The organism is bacterium (genome assembly GCA_036504735.1).
In the GTDB taxonomy this organism is placed as follows: domain Bacteria; phylum Electryoneota; class RPQS01; order RPQS01; family RPQS01; genus DASXUQ01.
This window is the reverse complement of the sequence record DASXUQ010000019.1, coordinates 348554-364289: the sequence shown is the minus strand read 5'-3', so window position 1 is coordinate 364289 and position 15736 is coordinate 348554. Positions and strand designations below refer to the sequence as shown.

The following is a 15736-nucleotide window of genomic DNA, read 5'->3' as shown; positions in this document are numbered from 1 at the left end:
GACCGTTGACTTTCACCCACCGGTCAGTTAGATTATTCTGTCCATCCGGGCAGGCCGTCTCGTCCATTCACCCTGCAAATCCCATGACCCTTGTTCCCCGTCTTTGCTATTGCGGCAATTTTCCTGAACTCCAGAGCAGATTCATCGCGGAGGTCAGCGCGCAGCGCCGGGCCAATCCCCTCGCGCCGCTGCGGGTGATTGTGCGCGGCCATCTGGCGGGGCTGGCGCTGAAGCGGGAGCTGGCGTGGCGGGGATGCAACTATGCCAACGTGCAATTCCGCACCATGGCGGACGTGGCCGGAGAATTGGCGGGGCAGGCGGTCGCGGCGCGGGGGTTGCGGTCACTGAACGATGTGACGCGTGATGCCGTGATGGCGCGGGCACTTGAGCTTTGCGCGCCGCTGGATTACTTCGACAGGATCTGCGCACGCGAAGGCTTCCGCCGCGCCGCGTGGAAGACGCTGGACGGCCTGCGCAGCGCGGGGATGACACACGCGATGCTGCGCGAGATGCGGGACCGGCTCACGCATCCGCTGCTGGCCACACTGCGCCGGAAGGTTTCCGATCTGACGGCAATTTGGCAAAGCCTGGAGCAGTGCATGGCTGCGCACGGCTTCATCGATTCCGCGGCGCTGCTGGAACTGGCCACGGAGACCGCGAAGGAGGAGCCCGATGCCGCGCCACTGATCTTTTACGGACTGACGGAACTGAGCGAACTGGAAAAGCGTTTTGCCGCCGCGCTGCTGAAGGGGCGGGCGGCCACGGCGTATCTGCCCTATGCGGAAGGGCACTCCTGCACGTGGGTGAAGCCGCTGCGGGAGGCCTTTGGCGCCTGGGGATTTGAAGAACTGGCGCTGGATCCGCTGCCCGCGACGAAGACGCTGCTTGTGCGAGTACAGCGCGGACTCTTTGAGGAGATCACGCCGGGGTCGGATGTTCCTGCCGACGAAGATGGGAGTCTGCTGGTGGTATCCGCACCGAGCCGCGAGCGTGAGGCCGAAGAAGCGGTGCGCAGCGTATTGTACTCGCCGCTGGCGGATTCCATGCCTGCACGGCGCACGGCGGTGCTGCTGCGGGAGAGCGATCCTTATACGACGCTGCTCCGCAGCAGCTTTGCACAGGCGGGGATTCAGGGGTATTTTCACCGCTGCCGGACGCTGGGGGATACTCCCACAGGCCGGGCGCTGAACCGGCTGGCCGCGCTGCTGGACGGTCGATTCCGCCGGGCGGTGGTGATGGAGTTTCTGCTGTCTTCGCCGGTGAAATGGCCGCAGGATTTGGAAAACGCGTTGGACGTGATCCCCACGGCGGAATGGAATCAGTTCAGTTTGCTGGCGGGGATTGTGAGTGGCCGCAACGCATGGCCGGAGCGGCTGGGGAAGCTGCGCAACCGGTTTGTGCTGGAACTGGACCATGGCGGCGAGGATGATGAGGATACGCAGCGTTTCCGCGCGCAGCGTCTTGGCTCATTGGAGGCCATGATCCGCTTCGTGAAGCGGCTGTGGCAATCCCTTGCTGCGGTAGAGCAGTGTCGCACATGGCGGCAAGCCGTTGCGGCGCTGTGGGCCGCACTCCGCGACGTCTGCGACATGGGCGATGACTCCGGCGCGCTGCTGGAATGCCTGATGGAACTGGCGGAGTTGGACGATTTGCAAGCCCCGTTCACTCCCGAAGCGCTGCGTTTAAGGGCGATGTCGGTGCTCTCGCAGAGCGCGCGGCGCAGCGACCGCTTTCAGGTGCATGAGCCGACGGTGGCGCCGATGGATGCCGCGACGGGAATTCTGTTCGATGAAGTGCTGATTCCCGGTATGGTGGAGAAAGAAATCCCGAAACCGGTGTCCGCCGATCCGTTGCTGTTGGACGATGAGCGCAAGACGCTGCAGGAGTTGTTCGCGTCGAAGTGGGGCGTGACGATTCCGACCCATGCGCACGAGCATGAGCGCGAGCGGTTCCTGTTTCACACGGCGTTGATGTCCGCGCGCCGGCGGGCGGTGCTGTTCTATCCGCGCCGCGACGAGGCGACCTCCCGCGACCGGCTGCCGTCCACCTATCTGCTGAAAGTGATCGAAGCCGCCACCGCCCATGCTGCTGACTACGCGGCGCTGGAGTCTTTCATTGCGACCACGCCCTATGGCCGGCGGATTGCCGTCAGCCGTTTGCGCGGCAGCGACCCGCAGCGCGCGGCGACCGTGTTTCAGTATCATGAAGCGCGGCTCGGCGAGGCGTTGCAGGCGCGCACGAGCGATGCGCTGACGTATCTGATGGCGGATCATCCGTTCTTTGCACGCGGTGTGGAGGCGGATGTGCAGCGGCACGTGATACGGGATTTCACCCGCTTCGACGGGATGATGGGCGACCCCGCCTTGCAGAAGCGGTTTGGGAACTGGTTCAGCGCCGAGTGGCCGGCGCTGCGTGCCAGACATCTTGAAGAGTATGCCCGCTGCCCGTTCAACTATTTTGTGAACCGCGCGCTGGATGTGTGGCCTGTGGAAGAGCCGCCGGAAGTGCAGCGCATCACGGCGCTGGAGCGCACGATTCTGTTGCGGGAAATTCTCGAAGACTTCTACCGCGCCGAAAAGGAGGCGGGACGGCTCCCATTGAATGGGGAGTGCCTGACGCGATTGCGACGGGTTGCGGATAACCGCTTTGCGCGCTACGAACGCGACAGCAGCACCGGCGTGCACCTGCTCTGGCAGATCGACCGCGACCGCATGCATCGTGCACTCACAGATTTTGTATCGGGAGAAATCGCCGAGCCCACCGCCTTTGTTCCCGACCAGTTTGCGCGGGCCTTTACCGTGCATATGGACGGCAGTACTCCCATGTCCTTTTCCGGAATCCTGGACCGGATCGACGTGGCCCCGGACGGCACGGCCCGCGTGGTGCAATACAAGACCGGCAAGCCGCAGCGCAGCAAAGGGAGTTCGCTGTTTGCGGGACGGATGATGCACTTGCCGGTGATCCGTCTTGCCGCGGAGATGCTGCTTGGCGGAAAGGTGGAGAGCGCGGCGGACTGCTATGTGGCCGCAGGCAGAAAAGTTGTGCGGACGGAATACACGGGCTCCGACTGGCAGAGCGGGCGGGAGGACTTTTTGCGCGCTGCGGCAACCATTCGGATCCTGATTGTGCAGGGTGCGTTCTTTCCGTTTCCCGAGAAGAGCAAATGTGCTCTGTGCCGCGCACGGGGAGCCTGCGGATCAGGGAGGTCGACAGCCAAGTGGGGCTATGATCTTGAGCAGACGCGCGGTTTTCGATCACTGGCGGAGGTGAAATGATCGACCTCACACTGCCGCTGGTGGATGCCGCCGACCGCGACCTTGCCGCTAACGATTTGTCCAATGTGTTCCTGGTGGAAGCGGCCGCGGGCACAGGCAAAACCACGCTGCTGGTCTCGCGCATCCTGACGATTGTGCGCGAAACGCTGACCCCGCTCTCCAACATCGTGGCGATTACCTTTACCGAAAAGGCGGCGGGAGAACTGAAGATCAAGCTGCGGGAAAGGCTCGAAGCGGCGGCGCGGGAGGAAGACGAGTATGTGGAGCAGTATCGCCGCGCGTTGCAGAATCTGGATGCGATGCCCGTCAGCACGATTCACTCTTTTTGCCGCGAACTGATTGCACAGCGGCCCGTGGAAGCGGGAGTGGATCCCGGATTTTCCGTCACCGATCAGGCCACCGCTCGGACGCTGACGGATGAAGCATGGCAGGGGTGGATCACGGCGCAGTTCTCCGGGGAGTGCCCGGCGGTTCGGCCCTTCCTCGAACGCGGCCTGGAAACGGAGGGTAACGGCGCGTCGCTGCGGGATCTGTTCGAAGTGCTGAATGATTACCGCGAGGATTTGGATCTGCTGCATGTGCCGTGCCGTGATGAAGCGGCGCTGCGGGAGGACGTTGCTGCATTCTGCGCGGAGATTCGACAGGCGCTGAGCCTGGCGGGCCAGTGCCGCGATTCCAAGGACACGCTGGCGGGGGAACTGGCGAGTCTTGCCGAATGGTTCGAGCATGCGCGCTGGGACGATCTGAATGCCGCCACGGTTGCTCTGGAAGAACGGTATGTGCCACACGGCGGCAAGAAAGGACGCAAGGACAATTGGCCGGACGGCACGCTGGAGACGCTGCGCGGTTTCCTGTTTGCGACCTACAGCACGCGGGCGGATGCCTTGCTGGCGGATATCACGAGCTTTTATGCGGCTCCGCTGATTGGCTGGCTGAAAGGGGCGGTAGAGGCTTGCGCCGCGCTGAAGGCGGAGCGAAACACGCTGGACTTTCACGACCTGCTGATCACCGCGCGCGATATGCTGAAAGAGAGCCGCGCCGCGCGGGAGTTCTTCAAGGCGCGCTATGACTATGTGCTGGTGGATGAGTTTCAGGACACGGATCCGTTGCAGGCGGAGATCATCTTCTTCCTTGCCGAGCGCGCGGACAGGTTTGCCGAGAGCTGGGACGAGGTGGAACTGGACAGTGTGAAGCTGTTCATCGTCGGCGATCCCAAGCAATCCATCTACCGGTTCCGCCGCGCAGATCTCGATTTGTATGGGCGTGTCAAGGAGAAGATTGCCGAGTGCGGCCAGTGCCTCTCGATTCGTATGAACTTTCGCAGCGATCCGGTAATTATCCGCGAAGTCAACGCCCTGTTCGGTGAGTGGATGACCGGACCGTCGGGAGGCCGCTACGAACCGGACTATGCTGCGATGGAACCTGCCCGCGCACCCGGCGCGCCGCCGACGGCCATTGTGCTGCCGCCACCGCCTTCGCTGGACTTGACACAGAATGCCGATCAATTGGCGGCGTGCGAAGCGGCGTGCATCGCGGAAGCGATTCGCGAGATGGCGGACGGAGCGCGTACGGTTTCCGGTCCCGACGGCGAAAGCCGCGCCGTGTCGTACCGGGACATCGGGATTTTGTACAGCGCGACGACGCACCTGACGGTACTGGAGAATGCGCTGCGGTCGCGGAGCATACCCTATCAGGTCTCGGGCGGCAAGGACCTGCCGCGCCGTATGGAGATTCAGGCGCTACGAACGGTGCTGGCGGCAATCGATAATCCGTTTGACGGCATGCACGTGGTGGGCGCGCTGCGCAGCCCGTTCTTTGCCTGCTCCGATGAGGAGCTGCTGGAGCACCGGCTCAGCGGTGGAACCTTCGATTATACATCGGGGGAGTCTCCGGTGGCGCATGTACAGCGCAGTTTCGATCTGTTGAAGCGTCTGCACGAACAGAGCCGCCGCGCCGCGCCCTCCGAGACGGTGGCGGCCCTGCTCGAAGAGACCACGGGCCTGCAGATCTTTGCCTTGAAACCGCAGGGAGAATCGCGCGCGGCCAATCTGCTCAAGGTGCTGGAAATCGCGCGGGCGCTGGAAAGCGGCGGGCATTCCTCGCTGCATCAGCTTGTGCGCTGGCTGGATCGCCTCGAGGAATTGCGCGTCGGCGAGGAGGACTCCCCGATTGCCGAAAGCGGCGACGATGTGGTGCAGTTGATGACGTTCCACAAGTCGAAGGGGCTGGAGTTCCCCGTGGTGTTTCTCTACCGCATGTCGCAGGACCATGAGTTGCGCCGCGCCCATTGCATCGTGGACCGTACGCGCAAGGCCGTCGACTTCAGCATGGCGTCCATTCGGACGGCAGGCTACGGGGCGGCGCTCGAGGAGGAGAGGGACCGGCAATGGCACGAGACCATCCGGCTGCTTTATGTGGCCATGACTCGCGCGCGGGATGTGCTGGTGGTTCCCGCCTTCTGGAGCAAGGAGCGCAGCACCGAAACGCAGGATCATCAGTGGTTTTTCAAGCTGCTGCGCACACGATTCACGCAAACGGCGTCCGGTATTTCGCTTGTGCAGGACGGTGAATTTACGCTGCATCCTGCCGATGGCTATTCGCTGGAGATTCCCCTCGAAGAGAAATTGGTGCTGGATCTGCAAAAGGATGTGGACCCACAAGCGGTCGACGCGTCCCGCAGGGCAAGCGATCAGTGGCAGCGGGAGAAGACGCGGCAGCTTGCGAAGCTGGATCACCGGGAGATGTTTGTCAAGCCCAGCGACCATGAGCAGGACTTCGCGGCAGCCAGTGTTCCGTTGTCGCAGCAGACAGAACGGGCCAAACGTTTCGGCACGTTCGTGCACCGCATTCTGCAATGCGTTCACCTGCCGCGCGGGGACAATGCGGAGGAGGTTATTGCCTCCGCCGCCCGTCAGTTCGGGATGAATGACGAGGAATGCATCGAGGCGCGGATGTTATTGGAGCGCGTTTTGTCCTCGGAGCTGTTTGCCGGACGCATGGGCCGCTGCGAGCAGCCATGGCGGGAATTGGAGTTTGTGATTCGGCTGGATGGCCGACTGGTGGAAGGCTCGATGGACTTGGTGTTCATGGAAGAAGGGCGTCCGGTGATCGTGGATTTCAAAACAGACCGCGTCACCGCCGAGACGGCTGTTCTGCGGGCGCAGACTTACCGGCATCAGGCAGCGGCCTACGTGCGTGCGCTCGAGGAGATTATCGCTGAGCAGGTCCCCGAAGTGCTGTTTTACTTTGTGCGCCCCGACACTGTGATCTCGCTACCGCGGGAGACGCTGCTCGATTTTCTGCTTTGAGCTTGAAAATGGCCCATAACAAAAGCGCGGGACTTGCTGTTCCGCGCTTTTTTGTGTTCAGGGATCATACGCCGCGTCAACTGCCGCCGAGCCGTAAGGTTTCGATACCCTGCCCCTGGTGGATGGTTAATTGCGTTCGCCAATGGTCTTTGCAAATTGCAACCATGGCGTAATCGCCGTACTCGTCGCCCTGAGCAGGCGGAACATATTGGAAAGACTCGAAATTATTGCCGGAAGGCGGGTCCACATAGGGCTGGCCGGTGGGATCGATGAGCTGCGCGGCCAGAGCGGCAGGAGACGCGGCGCGGCCCAGCGGATACGTGCCCCATTCGGCGTCGTACAGGGAAATCGCTTTACGTAAGAGCTGCAAGTCATTCATAGCCGCGCCCACATAGGCCCTGTTATGAACCTTGTTATACTCGGCCATGGCTACCATCGACAGCACACCGATGATGCACACTACCATCATTAGCTCGAGAATCGTATATCCGCGCTCACTCATGACTGGACCTCCTTAAACTCAGGCGGGGATAGTGCAATCAAAATGCCAGCGCGATTTCTGCGCACTTTCGGAAGTTAGGGGATGCTGCCGACCCGCAACATCGTGCACTCTGCGAGCCGGTGGGCATTCTGCCACGGCGCGCGAGGGCTAATGGTGCAAAAGGTCCCGCTCATCGATCCATCCCGGCCCCGTGCAGGCCACGCCCCACAGGCGGTGGCGATAGGGATCGTAGGTCAGGCGTCGCGGGGTGCAGGATGTCGAGAAGGGTGAATTGCGGAAGTTCATCCGCTGCCAGGTTTCGCCGAGGTTGCGCGAGACCCAGAGGCCGGGCGATGTCTTTCCTGTGCCTACCAGCACGGGGTTCTCGCCGGGGATGAGGGCGACATCCAGCCAATCGGACTCTTTGAGGGGAGCAAAGGGAAGGTCGGGCAGTTTGCGCCATTGGCCTTGGGAATAGCGGAAGAGGTGGTGCTCCTGTTTGCCGACGAAGAAGATGGTGGTTCCGGCCAGAAGCAATTTCGCGCAGTACTCATCATGAGGGGCATCGAGCAGCGTCCAGTTCTCCCCGAGGTCCGTCGACAGATAGACATCCGCGGGGGTGTCGGTCCAGGAAATGGGAAACACACAGAGGCTATCGCCGGAGCGCGCGAATTGGAAGTCCTGTCCGGCTTTGTTCGGAGACGTGCTCCAATGGGAGAGGAGATTTGTCGGGGCGATTAGAGGCTCGGACGTGTCCGCGGAACAGAGCACATGGAACATGGAGTCATTGCGGGCACAGTCCGCGTCAAAGTAGCCGTCGAGGCTGGGAGCATGCTGCCACGTGATTCCATGGTCGAAACTGCGGGTCAGACAGCAGGACCATGATCCGGCCAGCAGTGTGTCACCTGAGGTGAAGATGACTTTGCCACTTGCCTCGCGGACAAACCGGTCGGGTGCGGCCAGTTCGTGCCATGCATCGGAAGACGGGTAATATTCCCAGAGGCGGAAGGGGAACTCCGCATCGCCCATCAGCGGGTCGTCATAGTAGAAGACGGCCTGGGGTGTGACGGAAAATTCGCCACTGCTGTGTCCTGTTCGCGGAAGGGGCATCGCCTGCCATGTGTCGCCGCGGTCACGCGAGAGGTAGATCTCTCCCTTGACCAGCTTCGCCGAAAGCAGGCCGCTATAGGGATTTTGGCGCAATGTCAGACAGAGACGTTCTTCGGCGGGCAGACCGTTCAGGCCGTCATGCCAGAGGCTGTCGCCGCTGTCCAGACGTTTGACACCGCCACGACAGGAGGCCGCGAGGAGCAGTCGCCCGGGCCGGAAGCGGTCTGCGGCAAAATGGTTGGGCCATTGGGGCGGCGTGAGGTTTTCGGTCCAGCGCCAGCTTCTGCCTTGATCGGTGGAAAGGACAAGGCCCGACATGGAGCACATGTTGGGATCGTCCCCGCTGTAGGAGATCATCCGCACGCTGTCCGAATAGATCAGCGTGTCCAAACCTGGCATGTAGAGGTGCTGGTCATTCTCTCCGTTGTAACGATAGACGTACGCGGAGGGCTTGTCTTGAAAGATGTCCCAGGTTTCTCCGAGGTCCGAACTGCGATAGATGAATTGATGGATCGAGTCCCGGCGCTCGCCGGGGAGTTCATAGGTCTGTTGCCGGCTGAACGTAAGATACAGGGTGCTGTCGCGGAGGGGATCCTGAAAGATTCCTTGCAGCGTTGCATCGAACGTGGTATCGGACCACGTCCGGCCGTAGTCCGTGGAACGGTAGAATCCGGTGTCGCGCAGAAACAGCCAGCAGTGGGGGAAATGTGCCGGGAGTGCAAACCGCCCCGCCATGCTGTACGCGCCGAGAGACTGGCGCACGGAATCATCGGCGAAGGGCTGCCACGTCCGTCCGCCGTCATAGCTGAAGACGTTGGTACCGTAGACTGCCGAGTCGCTCAGGGTGTATCCCAAAAGCGTATCGCCGCCCGCGCCGGCCATTTGCAGGTTGTAGACGGTACGCTTCTGTAGCGGCTGCCAGGTCTCGCCGCCATTTTCCGTACGCCACATTCCGGCGTTCAGCAGAGAGACGACCATGCAGTGTCCGGAAGAATCGACGGCATAGGATTCGATGTTGGCATGCCCGGCGGGAGTGGCATGCCACGTTACGACAGGCGCCGCGCCCAGTGCCAGAGCAGACAGGGCCATGATGCCGAGGACGACTGAAAATGTTCTTTTCACAGGAGGTATCGGTTACTTCAGCAGCAAGAGTTTTTGAGTGCGGGTGGCCGTGGGGTTTGCAGGCGGAGAGAGAATGTCATCTCTGAACCCTTGGCACCAAAACACCGGGCCGCGACCCATCGTGCTTAAAATAGTCAAATCAGGGACGGAGTGCAAGGGGGGAGGGAGGAGACTCGAGACCAAAGACTTGAGACTGGCGACTTTTGCTGGTGAAGGGGCGTAGGGAAGGCAGGCAGGACATGTTGTGCCCTACGACGGATGTAAGCTTTGCGGGGGCAGACCTCTTGTGACTCGGGTCTGCCCCGTTGCGTGATAGTGTGGCCGGATAGAACCGGCCACCTAATCCAAAGGGAATTTGGTCATGGATCAGCACGCGGGAGCGTGCTGGCTAGTATTGGGTAGGGCAAGATGGGGACCGCGCGGTATTCTCCGCGCTGTCCCCCCGCCGCAGGCGGCCCTAGGTCAAGGGCTTAGCCCTTACATCAACGCCCGGCCGGTTGCCCGGCCGGGCGTTACAATACATCGTCGCGCGGCACTAAGTCATCTTCTCTTCTCGCATCACATCAGTTGGCACACGGGGCCGTCGTCAGCAGAGACCAGTGTTCCTCGACATCCTTGACAACTTTTCGCAATTGAGCCGCATCCATTGGCTTGAGGAAGTAGCCGGTCACCCCGTGAGCCATTGTGCACGCCAGGTCTGTCTCTTCAAGCGAGTCCGTCAGTATCACAATCGGGATCGTCATCAACTTTTCGTCCGTACGCAGATCGTGCAGGATATCCAATCCCCGCCGTTCCGACATGTTGACATCAAGCAGGATCAGGCCGGGACTTGCCACGTCATGGTGCTCATCCAGAGGGCCGGTAGCTGCGCACTGCCGCAGGTACATGATCGCTTCCACGGCATTCTTGGCGACGATGACGCGGTTGGCAAGCTGAGTGGCCGTCACCGCGTTCTCGACCATGTCAATGTCTTCGTTCCGGTCCTCAATCAAGAGGATATCCATGGGGATATGGGGCGTCAACATCGTCACACTCAAATCACACATCCAATCGCTTTTTCGGATCATCGTTTCATACAAGCACACTTACTCCTTTGGCAAAGGCCGCGCCGGAAAAAAGAGAATCGCCGCCGCGAAAATCCGCGCCGGCGAAGTGGTAATCGACAAAAGAGTTTGAAGAAAGGAGCTGACCCGTGCCTGCTTTGAGCCTGAAGGTGTTACGCGAAAGTTGGTTGCGGCAAATCAACCAAGCCGTTGTAGCGCACCAACTGTGGTGTTGGGCTGTGGCTTTTCGAGCAGGGCGATCTGATAGACGGTGGTTCGTTCCCAATGTCGCAGGTGTGCGGCTGGGCGGACGAAATTCCTGAAGGCGTGCGGCGTCCAGAAATTCACATGACCCGGATCGCCGCCGATGTGCAGATGCACCGACAGCCACGTCAGGGTGCGGAAATAGGGCTCTAAAGGAACCGACAACAGAATCCAGCGCGCGCTGACGCGCGCATATTCACGCAGCGGGATCTGTGGATTGGTGAGATGCTCGAGCACCTGGGAGCTGAAGACCAGATCGAAGCTTGCAGCGGCAAAGGGGATAGAGTAGGCGCTGGCATGCTGCCACCGGGCCTCGGGAGAAGATTTGCGGGCAAACTCCACGGCCTGGCGGCTGAAATCGAATCCGGTCCATGCGCCGCGATAGCCACGCTCCCGCATGGCGCGATAGACAATGCCTTCGCCGCAGCCGGCATCGAGCACATTCTGGGCGCCGCTCCGGCTCAGGAAGTGATACATGCGGTCGAGGTAGAGTTCGAGGTGTCGCTGATACAGCCCGTTCGAAAACTCCCACTTGCTCTGATTTGCCGAACGGTACCCTTTCGGCTTTCCCGCGCGGGCCTGATCACGGACCGGCAAGCATGACTCCTTAACGATGAACGAGAAACGATGAACGAGGAATGGAAGACACTGTGACCGTCACAGATGCCGCAGGGTCTGATTCAGGAAGGCGCGTAACTGCTCGTGAAGTTGCTCATGGAACTGCTTGCGGTCGAAGCCTTCGGGATCCATGGCGGGAGGGAGACCTGCGCTCTGCATCGCCGGGGGAAAGGGGCTAAGGAAGGAGAAATGACCGGCGTTTTCGATGACTCTGAATGTGACCTGATCGCGGTCGGGAACCAGATCGAGCACAAGCTGCGCCTGCCATCGGGGAGTGATATGATCATGCTCACCGATCAGCAGGAGAATCGGCAGACGGACATTTCTCAGTGAGTGATTGGGAACAAACCAGCCTGTTGCCGGAGCCAGCAGGACCAGAGCTTTGATCCGCGTGTCGGGTGTGACCCTGATGGGCTGGTCCATCCCCGACCACGGCTGTCCGCCGGCTACAGCAAGCGCGGTGTAACCGCCAAGGGAGTGGCCGATGACGGCGACCTCGTCCGGCAGCATGTGACCTGCCAAGTCCGGATCGGAAATCACGGTATCGATGGCCAGTGAGATGTGGCGGGGGCGATGCTCGAGGTTCTCGATGGTGTTCTCGAGGCTGTTGTCGCGGCGGTTGTTTCCGGGATGCTCCGGCAGCGCGACTACAAAGCCATTCTTCGCCAGATAGGAGCCGATGGTGCGCAGAACCAGAGGAGTACTGCCGCCACCATGAGAGATAACTACCAAAGGCCGGAGGCCGCCGTCGGGCGGAGCGTCGGGGGAGACGTCCATCGAATAGGGACCGAAGGGCTCGCGGTGCGAGGGAACCTGTGTGGGATACATTATCCACACCGGAAAGGAAAGATCTTTGGCCGAGTCGTGAACGAGCAGAGTGCGGCTGCCAACAGAGGGTGTCAAGCGGAGATCAACTTTCGGTTTTCAACTTTTCTTCGAAGCGTGGATGGCGGGGGTCCGCGCCGCTGCCGTCGCTTTGCCCTTCCCAGAATTCGAGGAAGGCGGTGGTCCAATCGCGGGTGGCGGCGCGGGCGCGCGCGGCGGAGGCCATGCGCTCACGGAGACCGCGATCAAAGGCCAGTTCCCGCATGGCGAGCCGCCAGGCGTTGCCATCGTGTCCCTGAAGCACCATGCCGGATTCGCCTGGCAGAATAATCTCCCGCGGTCCGCCCTCATTGGAAACGATGGCCGGAAGTCCGGAAGCCTGCGCTTCGAGCACTGAGTTTCCATAGGTGTCGGTCATCGAGGGAAAGACAAACACGTCACTCGAGGCATAGGCACGCGCCAATTGCCGGCCTTTGATAAATCCGCAAAAGGCAATCGCCGGATGCTTGTAGCGCTCTTTCAGCTCGGTGAAGTAAGGTCCATCGCCCACTATGGCCAGCGCCGCCTTGGCCGTCAGATCGGCATCGGACAGAAACGCGGTCAGCAGCATGTCCAGATTTTTCTCGCGGGAGACGCGACCCACATAGGAGAAGACCACGCGGTCTTTGATGCCCCACGGTTCGAAGAAACGCTCGTCACGGTGACGGGGGTTGAAGGTTTCCAGATCGGTGCCGCGATTGAACGGCAGAATCCGTTTCGGATCGAAGCCGTGTTCGACAAGCTGCTCGGCATAGAAGCGGGACGGGGAATAGACCAGATCCGCCTTTCCGTAGAACCAGCGCATGAACATCCACGTCACGGCTTCCATATCCTCATCGCCCGTAATGTGCCGGACATGCTGCGGGAAATCGTTGTGGTAGATCGCACGGCAGGGCACATGGAACATCCGCGAGGCCAGCAGGCCCAGCAATCCGACGGGACCCGGTGTGGAGATGACATAGCCGGTAAAGCCCGCCGTTTCCAGATAGCGAATCATACGTAAGCCGGGCGGCATGCTGAGCTTGAAAGTCTCATAATCGGGCACGGAGAGTTCGCCGACGGGTTCGAAGTTGACGAACTTGGGTCCGCGTGAGGCCTTGCCATCCATGACCGAGGTGATAATGGTCAGGTCCGCGTTTTGCGCTTCGGCGACTTCCGCCATGCGGTTCAGGGTCAGTGACACGCCGTTGACATCGTTCACCGTGTCGGAGAACCAGGCGATCTTTTTATGCGGCGCGGTGCGGGCGGAGGGCAGATCCAGCACCGGAGCAAACTGACGCTCGATGCGCGCGATCAGAGGCCGGTCGAGGTTCAGTTTGTTGAAGGCATAGAGATACGGCCCGAGAATCGCATTCAGCGGCATCACTGCCGAGCCCAGCGTCAGGGCATTGGCCACGCGGCCCCGTTCGAATTCGCGGGCAGCCTGCTTCATCAGCCCGAAGCTGACCTCACTGATCACGCGATCCGCCAGCCTGCACAGCCGCTCATCGAAAGCCGGAAGGTCATCATTGGGGATGTCGCTGAGCCGTTCTCCGGCGGGGATCGAGCGGTACGCCAGATTGAATTCCCGCACCAGCCGCCGTTCCACGATGGACGGCCGCCGCCGAAAGCTGAACATCCGCCGCGCGTATTGCCACGCCGCGGCCAGTTTGTGCCGTGTGGAGAGGCGATGGGCAGGATTGCCCGGCACCAGCACCTGTGCAAGCATCATGCTGACGATATCCGGTCCCTGCACTTTGCGGCGGCGCAGATTTTTCTCATAATACTGAAACGCCACGCGATAGATCGAGTGCGCTGCCGCCAGCGTGCTGCCGTGAATTCCGCCCGGAGTTTCGGCCCGCCGCTGCATGGCCTCCAGCAACTCGCCGGGAGTGGACGCCTGCGGCACCTCGGTGTAGGTCAGTCCGATATACTGCCCGCAGTAATCGTTGGAGCCGCCGATCATGCCTTTCTGCCACGGCTTGTCACCGGCGGGTTCGATGCCCCACTTCCGGCGAATCCCCGCCATGAACTCGGGTGTGAGATGATCGAGCAGCGCCGCCACGAAGTCATTGGTGCGCGCCTGTTTGCCGCCCGAGCGGGATTCGAAATGATCGAAGAGCAGCAGCAGTTTTTCGATATGATCCGGACTCAGCCGCGAGTTGAGAATATCCAGCGGAGTGGCTACGGCATGCAGCAGATGCTCGGAGAGCAGATAGTCCCGCACCGGAAGGATCTGTCCCCGGAACGAGAGCATCTTCTGCAACTGGGCCTCGGACAGGCCGAACACCAGCAGTCGCACCTTGCACTCATCCTCGGGAAATTCGACGGTGGTCTCGCAGGACGAGAAGACGTCTTCATAGTGCGCAAGTTGCAGGCAGCCAGCGATGGTGTCGGAGTCGGTGAGCGTAAAAAAGTCCATGCCCCGCCGTTTGGCGAGGGCATATGCCGCCTCGGGCTCCGTCATGCTTTCGGGAGCCTGAAGCCGTTTCAGAAAGAAGTTCGTGGGCCGGTCGCTATAGCGCGAATGCACGCGCAAATCAACTTTGGGCATAGGGTCTCAGAGCAGAGGCGCGATGTATGTCGCGCCTGTCATTTGTGGTGCAAATAAATCGTTCCGTAGTCATCGGATGGGCAGATCACGCCATTGGGACCATGCTGTCCACGCGCACGGTCAGCTCAGTCAATACACTTTCCAATTTCGAGGTCAGTTCCTCGACAGCGGCATTTGCGGCTGAGGGCGGAATGGGCTCGCCCCAGACCAGATGGACACGCGAGAAGGGTTTGGGAACCTGAAAGCGGTCCCACGAGCGGAACTGCCACTTGCGCTCGGCACTGAAGGCCACGGGAATTACGGTGGCGCGAGCTTCCTTCGCCAAAAAGGCCGTGCCGGGCTTCATCTTGTAGATTGGCCCGCGCGGCCCGTCGCAAATCATCGCGCCTGTTTTTCCGACGCGCATATCATCGAGCAATTCCAGCGCCGCCGCCGTACCGCCGCGCGTGGAACTGCCGCGCACGGTGCGGTAGCCCAGCCGTTCCACCAGCCGCGAAACCATCTCCCCGTCCTGATGGCGGCTGACCATAGCGACAATTCCGCGCCGCCGCATCTGCCACACGGGAACGATCATCCGTCCGTGCCAGACGATGAGCAGCAGAGGTGCGCCGGAGGCCATGGCCTGCTCAACCTGCTCGCGGCCTGAGGTCTCGACGCGCCACGTGCAGCCCAGCAGTCTTAGCGCAAAAGGCCCGAGACGAGCGCCCAGAAATAAGAGAACGCGCCCCGCAAAAGTTGTAGCGATAGCGATGTCACTCCAGCGGATATTCGTTGAAACGTGCTCTGCGTCTGTCCCGTCGCAGCTTGAAAGGCGACCTGTGCCTTGCCCGATCCGGTCCGCAGTTCGGACTTGATGTGGCCCGGCGCGTGGGCCGCGAACTTGATGCCGTGGATGATCGACCGTGCCGTGAGGCTCGCCGCCTGATGCGGGAGATCCTTTACGTCGATGTGAATCACTATCACCTGTTGACTCACGGCTTGGGCCGGCGTTTGCGGGCCGCCGCCGCAGTAGCCGCCATTGGATCCGGATGCATAAGCACCCGCGGCCAGAAGGCCCAGCAGAATCAGATGTGCGGAAAGCACCAGCCATGTGCGTCTCATGGTTCCTCCGACTCCAA

The 15736-nt window shown here is 61.1% G+C and carries 10 protein-coding genes; 2 read left to right on the top strand and 8 right to left on the bottom strand.

Annotation, left to right across the window (positions count from 1 at the left end; translation table 11 throughout):
* Window positions 1-83: 83 nt before the first annotated feature.
* Window positions 84-3275 carry a PD-(D/E)XK nuclease family protein gene (locus tag VGL38_15965; protein ID HEY3296929.1) on the top strand — a complete coding sequence of 1064 codons (3192 nt, stop codon included), beginning with the start codon at window positions 84-86 and terminating at the stop codon, window positions 3273-3275.
* Window positions 3272-6583 (top strand): UvrD-helicase domain-containing protein, encoded by a 3312-nt coding sequence (locus VGL38_15960; protein ID HEY3296928.1) that lies wholly within the window; start codon window positions 3272-3274, stop codon window positions 6581-6583. The genes VGL38_15965 and VGL38_15960 overlap by 4 nt, the downstream gene beginning before the upstream one ends.
* A gap of 76 nt (window positions 6584-6659) precedes the next feature.
* Here the strand turns inward: VGL38_15960 and VGL38_15955 are convergent, their stop codons facing one another.
* The 8 genes from VGL38_15955 to VGL38_15920 form a co-directional block, all read right to left on the bottom strand.
* Window positions 6660-7085, bottom strand: coding sequence for a prepilin-type N-terminal cleavage/methylation domain-containing protein (locus VGL38_15955; GenBank protein HEY3296927.1), 426 nt, complete (start codon window positions 7083-7085; stop codon window positions 6660-6662).
* Window positions 7086-7232: 147 nt separating this feature from the next.
* Window positions 7233-9296 carry a hypothetical protein gene (locus tag VGL38_15950; protein ID HEY3296926.1) on the bottom strand — a complete coding sequence of 688 codons (2064 nt, stop codon included), beginning with the start codon at window positions 9294-9296 and terminating at the stop codon, window positions 7233-7235.
* A gap of 563 nt (window positions 9297-9859) precedes the next feature.
* Window positions 9860-10321 (bottom strand): response regulator, encoded by a 462-nt coding sequence (locus VGL38_15945; GenBank protein ID HEY3296925.1) that lies wholly within the window; start codon window positions 10319-10321, stop codon window positions 9860-9862.
* Window positions 10322-10537: 216 nt separating this feature from the next.
* Complete coding sequence (locus VGL38_15940) at window positions 10538-11200, bottom strand: class I SAM-dependent methyltransferase (protein ID HEY3296924.1); 663 nt, start codon at window positions 11198-11200, stop codon at window positions 10538-10540.
* A gap of 60 nt (window positions 11201-11260) precedes the next feature.
* Window positions 11261-12124 (bottom strand): alpha/beta fold hydrolase, encoded by an 864-nt coding sequence (locus VGL38_15935; GenBank protein ID HEY3296923.1) that lies wholly within the window; start codon window positions 12122-12124, stop codon window positions 11261-11263.
* A 7-nt stretch (window positions 12125-12131) separates the two neighbouring features.
* Window positions 12132-14618 (bottom strand): glycosyltransferase, encoded by a 2487-nt coding sequence (locus tag VGL38_15930; protein HEY3296922.1) that lies wholly within the window; start codon window positions 14616-14618, stop codon window positions 12132-12134.
* Between the two features lie 85 nt (window positions 14619-14703).
* Complete coding sequence (locus VGL38_15925) at window positions 14704-15237, bottom strand: lysophospholipid acyltransferase family protein (protein HEY3296921.1); 534 nt, start codon at window positions 15235-15237, stop codon at window positions 14704-14706.
* A gap of 59 nt (window positions 15238-15296) precedes the next feature.
* Complete coding sequence (locus VGL38_15920; protein ID HEY3296920.1) at window positions 15297-15719, bottom strand: hypothetical protein; 423 nt, start codon at window positions 15717-15719, stop codon at window positions 15297-15299.
* Window positions 15720-15736 lie beyond the last annotated feature (17 nt).

What these genes read in the sequence shown, in the direction of transcription:
- VGL38_15965 (HEY3296929.1), top strand. Translation starts at nt 84, where the DNA reads ATGACCCTTGTTCCCCGTCTTTGCTATTGCGGCAATTTTCCTGAACTC.
- VGL38_15960 (HEY3296928.1), top strand. Translation starts at nt 3,272, where the DNA reads ATGATCGACCTCACACTGCCGCTGGTGGATGCCGCCGACCGCGACCTT.
- VGL38_15955 (HEY3296927.1), bottom strand. Translation starts at nt 7,085, where the DNA reads ATGAGTGAGCGCGGATATACGATTCTCGAGCTAATGATGGTAGTGTGC.
- VGL38_15945 (HEY3296925.1), bottom strand. Translation starts at nt 10,321, where the DNA reads ATGTTGACGCCCCATATCCCCATGGATATCCTCTTGATTGAGGACCGG.
- VGL38_15930 (HEY3296922.1), bottom strand. Translation starts at nt 14,618, where the DNA reads ATGCCCAAAGTTGATTTGCGCGTGCATTCGCGCTATAGCGACCGGCCC.
- VGL38_15925 (HEY3296921.1), bottom strand. Translation starts at nt 15,237, where the DNA reads ATGGCCTCCGGCGCACCTCTGCTGCTCATCGTCTGGCACGGACGGATG.
- VGL38_15920 (HEY3296920.1), bottom strand. Translation starts at nt 15,719, where the DNA reads ATGAGACGCACATGGCTGGTGCTTTCCGCACATCTGATTCTGCTGGGC.